This window comes from Dyadobacter luteus (assembly GCF_003383615.1).
GTDB classification, from domain to species: domain Bacteria; phylum Bacteroidota; class Bacteroidia; order Cytophagales; family Spirosomataceae; genus Dyadobacter; species Dyadobacter luteus.
On sequence record NZ_QNUL01000006.1, the window covers coordinates 287,947 to 303,673 of the forward strand.

Consider the following 15,727-nt stretch of genomic DNA (forward strand, 5'->3'; position numbering starts at 1 on the left):
AAAAGAATTGATCTCTTCCGTTTTTGATTCATCGTTTAAAACATGGAGTTTGTCGGTTTATCTATCCTTTCCATCTAATGCGCTTAGAGAAGTGTAAGCCAGTCGTTTATTTTGATATTGTATTTACTTTTTTTGACGATTCCCATGAAAATGATGAAACGATTTACTTCCCTGCTCTTAACCTTAACTCTGCTATCATCGGCTTACGCCCAGTTCCCCGGAGGCGGGGGAGGCGGTAACCGCGGAGGCGGCGGAGATTTCGGACGCCAGCGGCAGACCGTAATTCCTGGTACTTCTGAAGATGCTCCGAAAGGCAGTGGCAAAATCAAAGGTATTCTTGTAGACTCAACAACTAAGCAACCGGTAGAATTTGCTGCGCTGTCGTTGGTTGATGTTAAAACAAATAATCCGGTTGACGGAACAACAACCGATGAAAAAGGGGCATTCACCCTTACCAAAGTTGCCTCAGGGAATTTTAAAATTTTAATTTCTTTTATTGGCTACAAAACCAAAACGATTAATGATATCAAAGTGGATAGAAAAACGGATCTTGATTTAGGGTCAGTTTTATTGTCTGCCGATGTGGTACAGTTGAACGAAGTAGAGGTTGTCGGTATGGCGCAGATGATTGAAGAGAAAGTCGATCGTTTGGTATATAATGCTGAAAAAGATATCACCAGTAAAGGTGGAGATGCTTCAGATGTGATGAGGAAAGTGCCGATGCTTACCGTGGATCTTGACGGAAACGTTTCATTGAGAGGGAGCTCCAATGTTCGTGTTTTGATCAACAATAAGCCATCTACGATCATAGCTACCAGTGTGGCCGATGCCCTGAGACAAATTCCTGCGGATATGATCAAATCGGTAGAAGTTATCACTTCTCCTTCGGCACGCTACGATGCGGAAGGATCTGCCGGTATTATCAACATTATTACCAAGAAAAGCACGATTCAGGGTGGAACATTGAACCTGGATACGGGTATTGGTAACAGAGGATCTAACCTGGGATTGAGAGGTAACTACCGTGTAGGTAAGATGGGATTCAGTCTGGGAGGATTCGGACGTTTTAATTATAATATGCCGGGTAGATCGGAAAACCTTCAAACTGGTAAGATTGATGCGTTTACAATTCGTCAGACCAGTGAATCTGATAATAAAATGGCGTTCGGCTCTTACAACTTTGGTTGGGATTATGAGATCGATTCAAAGAGTTCACTGTCTGCAGGTGTGCGTTACGGTATGCGGAACCAAAGAAATTCACAAGAACTTACGACGCTCAGAACTACAGGAAGCACAACTACTACCGGCTTCCGTGATGTAAATTCAAAAGACCTTTCAGGAACATGGGATGTGAATCTGGATTACATCAGAACATTGAGCAAACCAAATGAAGAATTGAGTATTTCTGGTCAGTACAGCCGTAATAACCGGACAAACGATTACGATGCTAATATCTTCGCTCAAACCACAGCGCAGCAAATGGAGTCATTGGGTGTGGAAACAAATGATAACAGTAGTCACAATCAGGAAAGCACAATTCAGCTTGATTACCAGACTCCGATTGGCGACAATCAGTTGCTGGAAGTAGGGGGAAAGGGTATTTTTCGTCAGGTAGTAAGTAATATTCAATATGGAGGATTGATTTCTTCACGTCCTAACAGCATCCTTGATTACGATCAGAATGTAGCGGCAGGTTATTTTTCATATACCCTGACTACGAAAAGTCGTTTTACAGTAAAAGTAGGATCGAGGTATGAGTATACCGCTATTGATGCGGTGCAAGGTGAAGGAAGAACTAATCTCAATCTGCCGGCTTATGGCAATCTTGTACCAAGTATCAATTTGTCTCAGACATTTGGCAAAGGGCAAACGGTTAAATTAGGTTATAACCGTCGTCTGCAACGCCCGGGTATTCAATTCCTGAATCCTAACGTTAACTCAGCGAACCCGACTAATATAACATTCGGTAATCCTGAACTGGATCCTGAGCTTACAGACCAGGTTGAATTGGGAACGAGTTTCTTTAAAAATTCTCTGTACATCAACGTTTCTACATTTGCACGCTTTACGAACAATTCTATCGAAAGTATCAGAACAACTGATGCTGATGGGGTGATCAGCACTACCTATGGTAACATTGGAGAAAAGCAGAACTATGGTGTGAATGTGTTTGGTAATATCACTTTCTTCAAGAAATGGCAAGTAGGTGGAGGATTTGATGCATACTATGCAAATCTTGTGAATAAAGGTACCAATTCCAGTAACAAAGGTGTGGTATTGAGCGGTCGTTTCAGAACGGGGCTTACTATTAAAAATGGATGGGGATTACAGGCAGGAGGTTTCCTAAGAGGTCGCGAAGTGCAACTTCAGGGCACTCAGGCTGGTTTCCGTATGTATGACTTCGGAGTTAAGAAAGATTTCAAAAACAAACGCGGTAGCATTGGATTCGGTATGGAGAACTTCCTTGCACCAAGATTTGGTATGAAGACAAGTCTGGAAACGGATGCATTTACACAAAACAGCACCAATTTCCTTTATAACAGAGGTTTCAGAGTAAACTTCTCGTACCGCTTAGGTAAAATGACATTTACTGAGCAAAAGACCAGAAGAAAGAAATCAATCAATAACGACGACCAGAAAAGCGATGGTGGTGGAGGTATGGACGGCGGGGGTATGCAACAACAAGCTGCACCTGCGGTAACTACACCTGCCGCAAGACCAGCTGCTGGTGGCCGTCCTCAACAGGGTGCGATGAATGCGGATAGCACTGCACGTCCGGCTCGCCCTGCAGGTTCTTTCAACAGACCAGCAACAAGCGACTCAACAGCAAGACCAGCGATTCCTGCTCAGACAGACTCAACCGGAAAGGCTATTCCTACACCTGCCGATTCAACAGTGAAACCTGCAACACCAGTACTACCAGATTCTACCGCTAAACCAGCTACTCCAGCAGTACCGGTTAAAACGGATTCGACATCGGTACCGGTGAAACGTGATTCAACCGGAACACTTCCGGGAGGAAACTAGGTGTTATTGAATAAATGAAAAACCTCTTCGGCGCGATCCGAAGAGGTTTTTTTGTGTCCTGTATATTTAGCTTTACTGAGCCTGAATACGTCTGATCTCTTTTAAGATACGGTCAGCACCAGCGGTAAGCAGCTCATCTGCCAGAGCATAACCTAGCGCTTCCGGAGCTTCTGTCGATCCTGTTTTGTTAATACGCAAAAGTTCCTGTCCATCTAAGCTCACAATTCCTCCTGTAAGATTGATTTGGTCATCAGCCAGAGTAGCGAGCCCGAATACTGGAATGCTGCAGCCACCATGAAGTCTGTTCAAAAAAGCACGTTCTGTACGCAGACGTATGGAGGTGGGTGTATGGTTAAGCAGTTTGCGTAATACAGCTTTCTTTTCCTCTGGTAAAGAAACGGCGTTTTCAACGGCCACACTACCTTGCCCTACTGCCGGAGTGAATTCCTCCAGTTTCAAATGTTCTGCAATTTTATCATCATACTCCATACGATGCACGCCCGCATAGGCAAGAAGAAGCGCATCACATTGTCCTTCTTCCAACTTTCTGAGGCGGGTCTGAAGGTTACCTCTCATATCTACCGTTTTAATATGAGGATAGAAATGTTTCAGAATGGCAATTCTTCTGGTAGACGAGGTACCTATCACAAACGGCTGGCCGCTCTGTAAAGAAAGACTTGTGTTATGGCTTACCAATACATCGTTGGTAATTTCCCGTTCGGTGAAAGCCGAAATTTCGAAATCAGCATCCAGATCTGACTGCAGATCTTTGGCACTATGAACGGCAATATCAATATCGCCGGTTCTTAGCTGTTCTTCCAGTTCTTGGGTGAAAACACCTTTACTGCCGATTTTGGATAAAGAGCGATCCAGAATCTGATCGCCTTTTGTTTCAATAATTACAATTTCAGTTTCTATACCACCCTCTTGCAACAGGCTTTCAATGTGGTAAGCTTGCCATAGAGCCAGTTTGCTGCCTCTGGTTCCTATTTTTATTTGCATGGAAATTTTAAAGCTGTCGGCTAAAGGCAATTTGCTTTTAGCCGGGATTTTATATCAACTTCAAAGATTGCCATTTTGATTTCCATAATCAAACAGAATTGTAATTCAGCGGGATTTACACACCTACTGTATCTCCTTCATCGGTAACGATTTTATCTTCTATGTAGGATACGATCAGTGACGCCACATCGATACCGCTAATTTCTTCAATCCCTCTGAGGCCTGGCGATGAATTAACTTCCATAACTAAAGGGCCGCGATCTGACTGCAGCATATCCACGCCTGCGATTTTCACACCCAAGGCTCTTGCTGCCGCAATTGCGGTTTCCTCCTCTTCCGGGCTTAGCTCTATTTTGAAACCTTCGCCACCTCTGTGAAGATTAGAACGGAAGTCACCATCAGCACCTTGCCTTCTCATAGCCGCCACTACCTTGTTACCGATCACGAAAGCACGAATATCTGCACCTTTGGACTCGGCAATATATTCCTGAATGAGAAAATTAGCCTTCAGACCATAGAACGCTTCAATGGTAGACTTCGCCGCTTTAATGGTCTCAGCAAGCACAACCCCAACACCCTGTGTTCCTTCCAGCAGTTTGATGATAACCGGAGGGCCGCCAACCAGGTGGATCAGTTCGGTTACCTGCGTCGGATTTTTAGCAAAAATCGTTTTAGGAATATCAACCCCTGATTTGGCTAACACCTGCATGCTGCGCAGTTTATCCCTTGATCTCAGAATTGCCTGTGATTTTACGGTCGTGAAGATTTTCATCAGCTCAAACTGACGAACCACAGCGCAGCCAAATGCATTCACTGATGTGCCGATCCGGGGAATCACAGCATCAATACCTTTCACTGCTTTGCCTTTATATATGATCGTGGGTTTTCCTCCCTCAATCATGACGAAACATTTGACATGGTCGATAACAACGGCCTTATGGCCTTTTTGCCTGATTGCTTCTACCAAACGACGTGTGGAGTATAACTCCGGATTGGTAGAAAGGATGGCGATTTTCATAAAAGATGAAATATTTTAATAAAGCAGAGGGGTTTTAAAGTCGTGCCTTGTCAGTTAACGACTCCGGACTGATTTTGTTTTTAGAACGATTTACAGAAAGATCTTTTTGTGCGACATCAACAATGAATCTTCCTTTAAGAAGCTTTCGACCCAGTAAGATCGGGTAGCTCATTTTTTTTCGGTTGGCAAGGGTAAACTCAGTTCTGATTTTTCTGCCAAAAATTTTAATGCTGGTTTTTATTACATACCGCTTTTCCTCTTTTCCGGAGGAGTTACGAACAATAGTCTCTTTGAAATTTTTTACGGTAAAAGATTGAGGTGGTGCACCTCTGCGGGCATCCAGGTAAAATCTGAGGACTGTTTCGTTATCTTCCGTAATCAATTTTACTTTAGAACAGTGGATGGAGGATGTTGTTGCTCCTGAATCTACACGAACGGGAACCATAAACCATCCCAGCTCTGGCAGATCCACCATATCGGTTGCACCAATAATTTCAATAGGATGCTTCATCGGATGTGATCTCCTTGATTGTTTCCGGGGATTAACTTGTACTTATATGTTTCGGCGGAAAATCTACCTGCGTTGAAAGAAGCGCGCTATAGTGAGTGACAGGTCGAGAAACACCATCTTGGCTCTTACATTTCTTTCGATGTGTATAAAGGCCACATTTACTTCCTGAATCATACTTTCAAGTGCTACCAGATTTACTGCTTTTGAAAAGTTTTGTACGAAAGTAAGTTCTTCCTGTGGTACACGCAATAGTTCTCCCGCGCCATGGCTCCATACGAGCATATCACGAAAAAGTCTGAGAGCATAATCCAGCAGTCCTTTTTGTTTTTCTTTATTCATTGCATCGAACAGATCGGCAGCTTTCACAAGGAAACTGATATCTGATTTGTAACAGGAGCGCATCCATTCTATAAACCATTCCGATCTATCATCTTCTGTTTCTTTCACCAGTTGCATGGCTTCCGACAAATTTCCGTCACACAAATAAGCTATCTGGTTGGCGATCTGATCACTTACAGACTTACTCCTGAGGAAATGCTTTACATCTTCATCTGAAAAAGCAGGAATTGCTACACGCTGTGCCCTGGAAATAATGGTAGTGAGCAGCCTGTCGGACTGGTCGCTTACAAGAAGAAATAAAGTCTTGTAGGGAGGTTCTTCCAGAATTTTGAGGATAGCATTCGAGGACGAGGCATTCATGATATCCGGCTTCCATATTAAGAGAATCTTATATTCTCCCTCGTAAGATTTAACAGAAAGTTTACGCAGGATTCCCCTCGCTTCTTCCACCGATATATTGCCCTGTTTGTTTTCTGCATTGATGTAATCGAGCCACTCCGGCAATACGCGGTAAGGGTTTTCTAATACAAAGCTCCGCCAATAAGCCATGAAGGCTTCACTAGTTTTACCTTCTATTTTTTTTGAAGAAGCAATGGGAAATATAAAGTGCATGTCAGGATGAATCAGTTTATTCATTTTGACACAGGAAGCACAGGATCCGCAAGCGTCATCAAGTCCGCGATTCTCGCAGTTGATATAGGTTGCAAAAGCAAGAGCCATAGCAAGCCCACCACCTCCGGCTGCACCGTCGAACAACTGTGCATGGGCCAGGTGACTTGTCTGTACGGATCTTCTTAATGTAGACTTGATATTTTCCAGTCCCGGGATATCCTTAAATAGCACTTCAGTTTTGTTAAGCTTTCCTCAATTGATTTTTTTAGAAAAGCGACTATACAGTAATCGCTTCTCCTCTTTGTATAGCGGTTTGTTCAAATACTTCGGCCATGATACGCTGGCGTACATCGTCAAAAACCACATCTCTGCGACTTACGGTATCTTTCGCAACGGCTACCGCTTTCGGAAAACGGTATTCCATAAAGCCCTCTGCATTGCCTCCCCACGAAAAGGAAGGAATATGTTTTGCCTGAAATCCGGCTCCGAATACATTGACACTTACACCAACCACAGTTCCGGTATTGAACATGGTAGAAATACCTGCTTTGGAATAATCACCCATAAACAATCCACAAAACTGAAGACCTGTATCCTGAAGTGAGTTGGTAGCATAGTTGTGCAACTTCACATTGGTATGGTCATTTTTCAGGTTGGAGTTGTTTGTATTGGCACCCAGGTTGCACCATTCACCTAATACAGAGTTCCCGAGGTAGCCATCGTGGCCTTTATTACTATATCCGAAAATTACAGAGCCACCTACTTCGCCACCGATTTTGCAAAATGGTCCGATAGAAGTATTAACCCGGATCTTCGCATTCTGTGCAATAATAGATCCTTCACCCATGGCAAAAGGCCCCTGTATTGCCGCGCCTTCCTGAATCACCGTGTTTTTACCTATATATATCGGGCCGTTCTCGGCATTCAGTATAGCAGCTTTGATATTGGCACCGGGTTCAATAAAAATCTGTTCCGGATTGTAACAGCGCGTATAAGGATCTGTCAATGGCTCCGACTTCCTTTTACTTGTAATCAGGCTGAAATCAGCTTTTATCTGAGTACCGTTATTGGTGAAAATGTCCCAGATATTTCTGATCAGGGTAAACGATGACTGATATACAACTGATGTGAATTGCGACAAACCTAATTGAGGAGTCCAGCCGGCATTGGCTGTGTTGACGGCCAGAATCTCATTTGCTGAGGAACACAAGACAGTTTCTTCGGGAAGATCGGCAATGGCATCTACGAGTGCCTGATCAGGGCAAAGCGCGCCGTTAATAAAAAGGTTGTCATGCGATGTGTTTATGGGGAAAGCAGCAGATAAGTATTGCTGTGTTTGGAAGGATGGCGTTGTCGAAAGCCATTTCGCCCACTTTTCCGCAATTGTATCTATGCCACATCGGATGGCAGCCACAGGGCGCGTGTACGTAAAAGGTAATAGTTGAGTTCGCAGTGTAGGTTCGTCGAACAGGATAATGCTTGGCATAATAGAATAACAGGAGTATGTGCAGGCCAAAGTTCGTCCATTTTTGCTAGGGCACAAAAAAAGAAGCAGTCTCTTTTAAGCTTTCGCCTGGAGACTGCTTCCTCTAAGGATTTTAACAAACAGGTAAAGCCTAAGCTTCTTTCTGTCCGTAACGTTTTCTGAACTTGTCAACACGTCCTGCTGTATCTACAAGTACATTTTTACCTGTGTAGAATGGGTGCGACTGAGAAGAAACCTCAACTTTATATACCGGGTACGAAGTTCCATCTTCCCAGGTAATGTTTTCAGTAGTTTCTATAGTTGAGCGCGTAATGAACTTATAATCGCTTGATAGATCCCAGAAAACAACGTCTCTATAGTTGGGATGAATATCTTTTTTCATTGGTATATGGTATTATGTGTTTCAATACAATTGTCAAAAAGGATTGCAAAAGTAATTATTTAAATTTATAGACGCAACTATGTGGTAATTATTTTATTACCGTTTTTTACTTCTTCTTATTACACTTCGCTTAGCTGCTTTTTGAGTACCGCTATACCTGCTTTTATTTCACGATCAAAATCAGTGTATTTAAAACATTCTATGGACAATCCACCATTGTAGCCGATTTTTTTAAGGGCACTCAGATAAGGACGGAAATCATCACCTTTCACTCCCGGAGGCGTTCTGTCCTCTTTTTCAGCGATATGGCAATGAACGATATGCTTGCCGTACTTGACAATCTCATCCGGCGATTCATCTTCCTTCAGCATGTGGTAAATGTCGCAGAGTAGCTTTACTCTTGGGCTCTTTACTGCTTCCACAACTCTTACGCCTTCAGCCAGACTGTTGATGAGATTAGTTTCTCCACGGTTCAAAGGTTCGATAGCGATCGTAACACCATATTTTTCCGCAAAAGGTGCCATCTTTTTGGTTACAGCTATATGTTGTTCCCAGGCTTTTTCACGATCAAAACCTTCCGGTATGGTTCGCGCACCTCCGCTTCCGAATACGATATAGTCGGAACCTGCTGCTTTTGCTCTTTTCAATGCCAGTTCTGTACGCGCGAGTACACCTTCATGGTCGGCATTGGGTCCTACTGTTTTCAGGTCACCGGGTAGCAACACTACATAAGACCAGATCGGAAATTTCAGTTCGTGAAGGGTATGCAGGTTATTATTAAATCCGGTCTCACCGTCTTTTGGTAATAAAAATCCACCTACAGATTCTTCAATATATGTATATCCCAAATCTCTCAGGTACTTGGCATGGTCATAAGATGCAAATACACCGAGTGATATTCCTTTTGGCTTGCCACTTTCAAGCGATAAACCTTCTGCAAACAGTGCCGGACTGGCTGCCAGACCAGCTGCCAGAGCAGAGGAGGTTTTAAGGAAGTTTCTTCTTGATGTATCCGTTGTTTTGATGCTCATGATATTTGTTTTTTACAATGCTGAACTTCTTCTTTACGGTTGCCAAAAGAAGGGGGATCATTATCCCTACCCTTGTTTTGAAGTATAATTTTCTATGATTATCAGGATATATATTTTTTGAAGTGTATTAAGTAACGTTAATAATGATCTGAAATTCAGCTGACAAGTAAACGTGTATGGTTTGAGTTTTCACTTTGATTATAGAAACTGTCAAGTTTCCTGATAGGTACTCGTACCGTACAAACCAAAAAAGTCGTCTTTTGGGGCACTTTCTGCATCTCGGAGAAGGGGTTTAATCGGATTGGTAATAATTCAAATGATTTTCGCAACAGTTATTATGGCGTAGGCGTAAATGTTATTGTTAATTTCTTATCCCATTTTAATTTTTTGCGCAATGAAAAAAATCTTGTTTTTGCTCGCAATTTGTGGCATTTGGTTGGGTGGTTGCCAAAATGAAACTGCAAATCCGGAATCCACATCGGATACTGGTATAGAAACTGTAGTTGCTTCAGTCGCAAGAATGGCTGTGGCTTCTGATTCTGTGACGGTGAAAAATTGTAAAGGAAGGTTAAAGGAGATAAATTCAACAGATTTAGCAGCTGCTGTGACGAGTTATATCAGCGAACAGTATGCAGGAGCCAGTGTAATATTCGCAGCTCAAGACGACTCCGGAAAGGTGGTCGTGGCGATTGTTTTGGCAGACGGTACTGTAAAGGGGCTATTATTCAATGCGGACAGCACGTTCAGCAGGGAGCTAAAGCAGCATACGCCTAAAGCGAAGCTGACCAAAATTGAAGCCGCTGCGCTGCCAGCAACTGTAACGAGTTATATCACCACTAATTTTGCAGGTGCCACGGTGAAGGAAGCAGCTACGAATGCAGATGGTTCGTATTTTGTTGCTATCACGATTGGGGATGCGGTAAAAGTGCTGGTGTTTAATGCAGATGGTACTTTTAGTAAAGAATTGGAAAAACCAGCTGGAAAACACAAGAGGCACTAGTAAATAACGTCTCATATTTACTAGTAATGGCCTATTGGGGCAGTGAGAATATAAATCCGGTTACGCTTGTGCAAACGACAGGCTTAACCGGATTTATTTGTATTTACTCCATTGATTATTATGTGTAGGTTGGGTATAACTCATCCGCAAGAAGCACCGTGCTGATCACATGGTTGCTAAGAAAAAATGGCTTTTTTAATAGTGGTAATGGTGTTGATAATCCATCTAGGCGATTGCGTAGCTGTTTTGTTCCAACGGGAATCCTAAAAACATGCTTTCCGGAACCAAATTTTAACGGCCGTTAAATAATTTCCCAAAAGAGCATTTCAGCATTCTGAGAAGGCTAATAAAAATCAAAATGCTTGTTTGTAGATTTTTAACAATTTATTAACTTGTATTTTAGAAGGATGGGTGTGTTTAGTTGTAAGTGAAGTTGTTGCTATTTTCGATTTTTTGATGTTACTTCAACGTTAGATTAAGTCTGTATTCTTCATCACAGCGCCCCATATTAACATCACTATTTCCCTTAAAAAAATCACATTCTATGTCTATGTACGTCATTAAGCGTGACGGTCGCCGCGAATCGGTTAAATTCGATAAAGTGACTGCCCGTATAGAGAAGTTGAGCTATGGCCTTGACTCCAATTATGTTCAACCCGTCGAAGTAGCCAAAAAGGTTGTTTCCGGTATCTACGATGGCGTAACTACAGCTGAACTGGATAATCTGGCTGCGGAAACGGCTGCTTCTATGACTACAAAGCACCCTGACTATGCGATTCTGGCAGCAAGGGTTGCTATATCCAATCTTCATAAAAATACATTGAAGTCGTTTTCTGCAACGATGAAACGACTTTATACCTATGTAGACGGCAAAACCGGCGAAAATGCGTCGCTGATTTCGAAAGAGGTATATGATGTGATCCGGCAGCACGCGTCCCTTTTTGATTCGACTATTATATATGACCGCGATTATGCCTATGATTATTTCGGTTACAAAACACTGGAGAAATCTTATCTGCTGAAAGTAGACGGTAAAATTGTTGAACGCCCGCAGCACATGCTTATGCGTGTGGCGGTCGGAATTCATCAGGATGATGTGCAGGCTGCTGTCGAAACGTACCATTTGTTATCTGAAAAGTGGTTTACGCATGCGACTCCTACCTTGTTCAATGCAGGTACGCCGAAACCTCAGATGTCTTCATGTTTCCTTCTGACGATGAAGGAAGACAGTATCAGTGGTATTTATGATACGCTGAAAAACTGCGCTATGATATCACAATCAGCAGGCGGTATCGGATTGAGCATTCATGATGTGCGTGCAACAGGCTCGTATATTAAAGGAACAAACGGACAGTCCAACGGGATTGTACCGATGCTTCGGGTTTTCAATGATACAGCGCGTTATGTGGATCAGGGAGGAGGGAAGCGTAAAGGATCTTTTGCTATATATATGGAACCCTGGCACGCTGATATTTTCGATTTCCTTGATCTGAAGAAGAATCACGGTAAGGAGGAGCAACGTGCACGGGATCTGTTCTATGCTTTATGGATTCCCGATCTGTTCATGAAACGTGTTGAGTCCAATGACACCTGGTCGTTGTTTGATCCTCATGAATGTCCGGGTTTGTCTGATACGCACAGCGAAGAGTTTGAGAAACTCTATGAACAATACGAGCTCGAAGGCAAGGCGCGCAAAACAATCAAAGCGCAGGATTTGTGGTTTGCGATTATGGAATCTCAGATAGAAACAGGTACGCCTTACATGTTGTATAAGGATCATGCGAACAGTAAGTCTAACCAGAAAAACCTGGGGACGATCAAATCCTCGAACCTTTGTACTGAAATTATAGAATATACAGCGCCTGATGAAATAGCAGTTTGTAATCTGGCTTCTATTGCTCTTCCAAAATTTGTTGAGCAGGGTGCTGATGGTTTCATGCGGTTTAATCACCAGAAATTATATGAAATTACTAAGGTAATAACCCGGAATCTTAACAAGATTATCGACCTGAATTACTATCCTGTTCCGGAAGCAGAGAAAAGTAATAAGAGACATCGCCCGATCGGAATAGGCGTACAAGGTTTGGCTGATGCCTTCTGTTTGCTCCGGATGCCATTTGATTCGGATGAAGCACGCCAATTAAATAAGGATGTTTTCGAGACGATTTATTTTGGAGCGATGGAAGCGTCCATGGAGTTGGCTGTAAAACACGGTCCTTATGAGAGCTGGAAGGGGAGCCCTATTTCTCAGGGGATCTTCCAGTTCGATATGTGGAATGTGCAACCGGAAAGTAATCGCTGGAACTGGGAAAAGTTGAGAAAAGAAGTGGTTCAGCATGGTGTTCGTAATTCATTGTTGCTGGCGCCGATGCCAACTGCCTCTACCAGTCAGATATTAGGAAATAACGAATGCTTCGAGCCATTTACATCTAATATATATGTAAGACGTGTGCTGTCGGGAGAGTTTGTGGTAGTAAACAAATATCTGCTCAAAGATCTTGTGAAGTTGGGCTTGTGGAACGAGGAGATGAAAAACAACCTGGTGCGCGCAAGCGGATCGGTGCAACCTATTCCGAATATTCCGCAGCATATTAAAGATTTGTATAAAACAGCCTGGGAGATCAAGCAGCGCAGCCTGCTGGATATGTCGGCGGATCGGGGGGCATTTATTTGCCAGTCGCAGTCACTGAACATATTTATGGAAGAAGCGAACTTTGGTAAGTTGACTTCTATGCATTTTTATGCCTGGAAAAAAGGCCTGAAAACAGGGATGTACTACCTGAGAACCCGTGCAGCATCGGATCCTGTACAGTTCACACTTACCAAACAGGCGGAACCACAGCTTGAACCAGCGACAGCAGTAGTTGCAGAAAAAGAATTGAACTATGTACAATATGCTGAGGATCATACCAAGGCTGTAACTCCCCGCGATAATCGTTCGGATATGCAATGTTCGCTGGATGATCCGGAAGGATGCGAAGCTTGTGGATCGTAATGGTTTTAGAATGATCTGAAAAATTAAATGGTCGTCACGATGAAGTGGCGACCATTTTTTATAGGGATGTATAGTGAATAAAACAGGAGCAAACCCAGGAGTCAGCTCCTGTTGTTAAGCTGCGATTTAGTTATAGGTTGAATCCTAGAGCAAAGCCTCTCACGGCAGCCGGGAAGTTAGATGTTTTGGTAGCCGCACCTGTTGTCAGGTTAATGGTATACAATCCGGTGCTGCCACCTGATGTAAGCAGTGCATGACCCCGGTTAGTCAGACCAGTAATATCAAATCCATTGGCTTTGTCTATTGTAATTCCCAGTGAACCTATTTCCACCAATACTCCCAGATTAGGTGGATCCTGCTTGAAAAGTTTGCCGGTTTCACTATCAATATTATAAAGTACAGTTTGTGCTCCTCCGGTCAATCCGAAGTTGCTATTTGTGTAAGCTGAACCGTTGACACCTCTGATTGTTCCTCCTAGTGCAAGCGTAGTATCTTTTGCAACAACTCCGCTCTGAACATCAATACGTAAGTTTTGTCCAGTATTGCTGGTTACTCTAAGTCGGTCAGCAAAAGGATTGAAATCAACTCCATAACTCGGGTTGGCGCCTCCGCTAAGAGGAATATTTAAGGATGATTTTTCGGTAACAGCTCCGTTAAGCAGATTTACTGTGTAAAGTTTGCTGTTGCTTCCAAGTGCATATAACATAGCATCAGCCGGACGGAAATCAATTCCTTCAATACTTACACCGCCAGGCAGTCCTCCAATAGGTTTTTCTATGACAGTGATATTTGTACTAAGCGGATTAAATATGAGCAGTTTGTTGTCTGCACTTAAAGCATACGCAACTGGTGTAGGGATCGCGATACCTATAATTTTTCCCGAAGGCAGGTCTCCCAGTTTTTGAAGTCTTCCTGTTGTCAGATCTACAAAATCAAGTTCCCATTTTCCCTCAAACAAAACAGAAGCGATTGCATATTCCTTACCATCTGTAGTTTTCCATGGTGCGATATCAAATCCGCCTACTTCAGCGATATCCAATCCAAGTGAACCCACTTCCTTCAATACACCTCCATTAGGATCTGACTGTAAATAAAGTTTGTCAACAACCGGATCAATATCATACATCGCCGTAGTAGTAGCACCTGAAAAGCTATTAGTGTAAGCAACGGCACCTATGCCTTCGTGACGTACAGTGTTTAAATTTAAATCTGTGTCCTTCACAGCTAAAGCGCCTGTTTCAGGATGAAGTCTTAAATTCTGTGCTGTATTGGTAGTAAAACGAATTCTGTCTACCGTCGGGTTAAAGTCAAAACCTACAGAAGATGCAGTGATAGCGGAACCAAAGGGTGCTGTACCTATTTGCTTTGCTAATCCAGGTTGAGAAGCATTGCTAAGATTAATGCTATATATCGTACTGTTTTTACCAACAGCAATAAGCTGGCCTGTTGCAGGACGGAAGTCAATTCCCATTAATACATCATTACCTACCAGACCGCTTACATTAATAGTACGCACAGGGGCTGATGTATTTCTTACATTCAACTCATAAATAACATTGTTGTCAGTGAGTGCGTAGAATGTTTGATCCGGCAACTCCTGCTGCACAGGTGGGAGTCGGTGATCCTGGCAAGCCTGAAAAGATGCCGCAAGTAAAATAAGCCCTAGAAGAGATCTTGTAGACCATGTGGGTAAATTGAAAAGCTTCATAAGCATAGTGATTAGATGAGTATAGAATTATCGATCTCATATACGATCCTAGTCATAGTTTAGATTAAATGACATGATAAATTTTCTGCTAGACAGTATATAAGCATTATTGGAATACAAGATTTGTTAAAAGCCCGTACAGTGAATACACTATATAATATAATAGTGTGCTCCTTCTATTACCATTAATGTTTAGAACAAGGATTATGACTTCTGGTTGGTACATCTGTCAGGGGATTGATTGTGTGTTTTATGATCACTGCCTCCCCCCCCCATTGAAAATTTTCCAAAAACTTTCGATTTTAAATATCTATAATAGAGCTACTTGTGAAAATTCTTCAAAAAAAGTCATAAATACTTTGCATCAATACTTGCGTATTAAAAATAAAGCTGCCACTTTTGCACTCCCAAACGGGAACAACGGTAGCGAAAACGATCGAGACCACGAGTTCTGAGAGAGATCAGAGCGACGTTCTTTGACATGATGAAGAGAGCAAGAAGAATATTCGTTTAAGAAGATTCGGTCCTATTTTTCGGAATAGAGATCACAAAAAAATTTACAATGGAGAGTTTGATCCTGGCTCAGGATGAACGCTAGCGGCAGGCTTAATACATG

The 15,727-nt window shown here is 42.6% G+C and carries 11 protein-coding genes; 3 read left to right on the forward strand and 8 right to left on the reverse strand.

The window, feature by feature from the left end; all coding sequences use genetic code 11:
* The first annotated feature begins 153 nt into the window (after window positions 1-153).
* Window positions 154-3,027 (forward strand): TonB-dependent receptor, encoded by a 2,874-nt coding sequence (locus DSL64_RS11090; protein ID WP_374755829.1) that lies wholly within the window; start codon window positions 154-156, stop codon window positions 3,025-3,027.
* Between the two features lie 72 nt (window positions 3,028-3,099).
* On the opposite strand, the gene hemC is transcribed toward DSL64_RS11090, so the two are convergent.
* The 7 genes from hemC to DSL64_RS11125 all read right to left on the reverse strand — a co-directional run bounded on the left by hemC (window position 3,100) and on the right by DSL64_RS11125 (window position 9,408).
* Window positions 3,100-4,029, reverse strand: coding sequence for a hydroxymethylbilane synthase (gene hemC / locus DSL64_RS11095; RefSeq protein ID WP_115830893.1), 930 nt, complete (start codon window positions 4,027-4,029; stop codon window positions 3,100-3,102).
* 115 nt (window positions 4,030-4,144) lie between these two features.
* The gene (gene rimK / locus DSL64_RS11100) at window positions 4,145-5,047 is read right to left on the reverse strand and encodes a 30S ribosomal protein S6--L-glutamate ligase (RefSeq protein ID WP_115830895.1); all 903 of its coding nucleotides are present in this window, start codon (window positions 5,045-5,047) and stop codon (window positions 4,145-4,147) included.
* 34 nt (window positions 5,048-5,081) lie between these two features.
* The gene (locus DSL64_RS11105) at window positions 5,082-5,558 is read right to left on the reverse strand and encodes an ATP-dependent zinc protease family protein (protein ID WP_115830897.1); all 477 of its coding nucleotides are present in this window, start codon (window positions 5,556-5,558) and stop codon (window positions 5,082-5,084) included.
* Between the two features lie 63 nt (window positions 5,559-5,621).
* A complete protein-coding gene (locus DSL64_RS11110) occupies window positions 5,622-6,740 on the reverse strand; it encodes a DNA polymerase III subunit (RefSeq protein WP_115830899.1) in 1,119 nt (372 codons plus the stop codon).
* A gap of 46 nt (window positions 6,741-6,786) precedes the next feature.
* Window positions 6,787-7,995: a putative sugar nucleotidyl transferase gene (locus DSL64_RS11115; RefSeq protein WP_115830901.1), complete on the reverse strand. Its 1,209-nt coding sequence runs from the start codon at window positions 7,993-7,995 to the stop codon at window positions 6,787-6,789.
* A gap of 130 nt (window positions 7,996-8,125) precedes the next feature.
* Complete coding sequence (locus DSL64_RS11120; protein ID WP_115830902.1) at window positions 8,126-8,377, reverse strand: type B 50S ribosomal protein L31; 252 nt, start codon at window positions 8,375-8,377, stop codon at window positions 8,126-8,128.
* A gap of 119 nt (window positions 8,378-8,496) precedes the next feature.
* On the reverse strand, window positions 8,497-9,408 hold the full coding sequence (locus tag DSL64_RS11125; protein WP_115830904.1) for a sugar phosphate isomerase/epimerase family protein: 912 nt from the start codon (window positions 9,406-9,408) through the stop codon (window positions 8,497-8,499).
* Window positions 9,409-9,802: 394 nt separating this feature from the next.
* On the opposite strand from DSL64_RS11125, the gene DSL64_RS11130 reads away from it, so the two are divergent.
* The gene (locus tag DSL64_RS11130; protein ID WP_115830906.1) at window positions 9,803-10,408 is read left to right on the forward strand and encodes a hypothetical protein; all 606 of its coding nucleotides are present in this window, start codon (window positions 9,803-9,805) and stop codon (window positions 10,406-10,408) included.
* Between the two features lie 550 nt (window positions 10,409-10,958).
* Window positions 10,959-13,403, forward strand: coding sequence for a ribonucleoside-diphosphate reductase subunit alpha (locus DSL64_RS11135; protein ID WP_115830907.1), 2,445 nt, complete (start codon window positions 10,959-10,961; stop codon window positions 13,401-13,403).
* A gap of 130 nt (window positions 13,404-13,533) precedes the next feature.
* On the opposite strand, the gene DSL64_RS11140 is transcribed toward DSL64_RS11135, so the two are convergent.
* Entirely contained in the window at window positions 13,534-15,111 is a 1,578-nt protein-coding gene (locus DSL64_RS11140; protein ID WP_115830944.1) for a DUF4394 domain-containing protein, read from the reverse strand.
* Window positions 15,112-15,727 lie beyond the last annotated feature (616 nt).

Bases quoted from the DNA above. Each gene is read 5' to 3' on its own strand.
- DSL64_RS11130 (WP_115830906.1), top strand. From the start codon at position 9,803: ATGAAAAAAATCTTGTTTTTGCTCGCAATTTGTGGCATTTGGTTGGGT.
- DSL64_RS11090 (WP_374755829.1), top strand. From the start codon at position 154: ATGAAACGATTTACTTCCCTGCTCTTAACCTTAACTCTGCTATCATCG.
- DSL64_RS11120 (WP_115830902.1), bottom strand. From the start codon at position 8,377: ATGAAAAAAGATATTCATCCCAACTATAGAGACGTTGTTTTCTGGGAT.
- DSL64_RS11140 (WP_115830944.1), bottom strand. From the start codon at position 15,111: ATGAAGCTTTTCAATTTACCCACATGGTCTACAAGATCTCTTCTAGGG.
- DSL64_RS11135 (WP_115830907.1), top strand. From the start codon at position 10,959: ATGTACGTCATTAAGCGTGACGGTCGCCGCGAATCGGTTAAATTCGAT.
- DSL64_RS11115 (WP_115830901.1), bottom strand. From the start codon at position 7,995: ATGCCAAGCATTATCCTGTTCGACGAACCTACACTGCGAACTCAACTA.
- DSL64_RS11125 (WP_115830904.1), bottom strand. From the start codon at position 9,408: ATGAGCATCAAAACAACGGATACATCAAGAAGAAACTTCCTTAAAACC.
- hemC (WP_115830893.1), bottom strand. From the start codon at position 4,029: ATGCAAATAAAAATAGGAACCAGAGGCAGCAAACTGGCTCTATGGCAA.
- rimK (WP_115830895.1), bottom strand. From the start codon at position 5,047: ATGAAAATCGCCATCCTTTCTACCAATCCGGAGTTATACTCCACACGT.
- DSL64_RS11105 (WP_115830897.1), bottom strand. From the start codon at position 5,558: ATGAAGCATCCTATTGAAATTATTGGTGCAACCGATATGGTGGATCTG.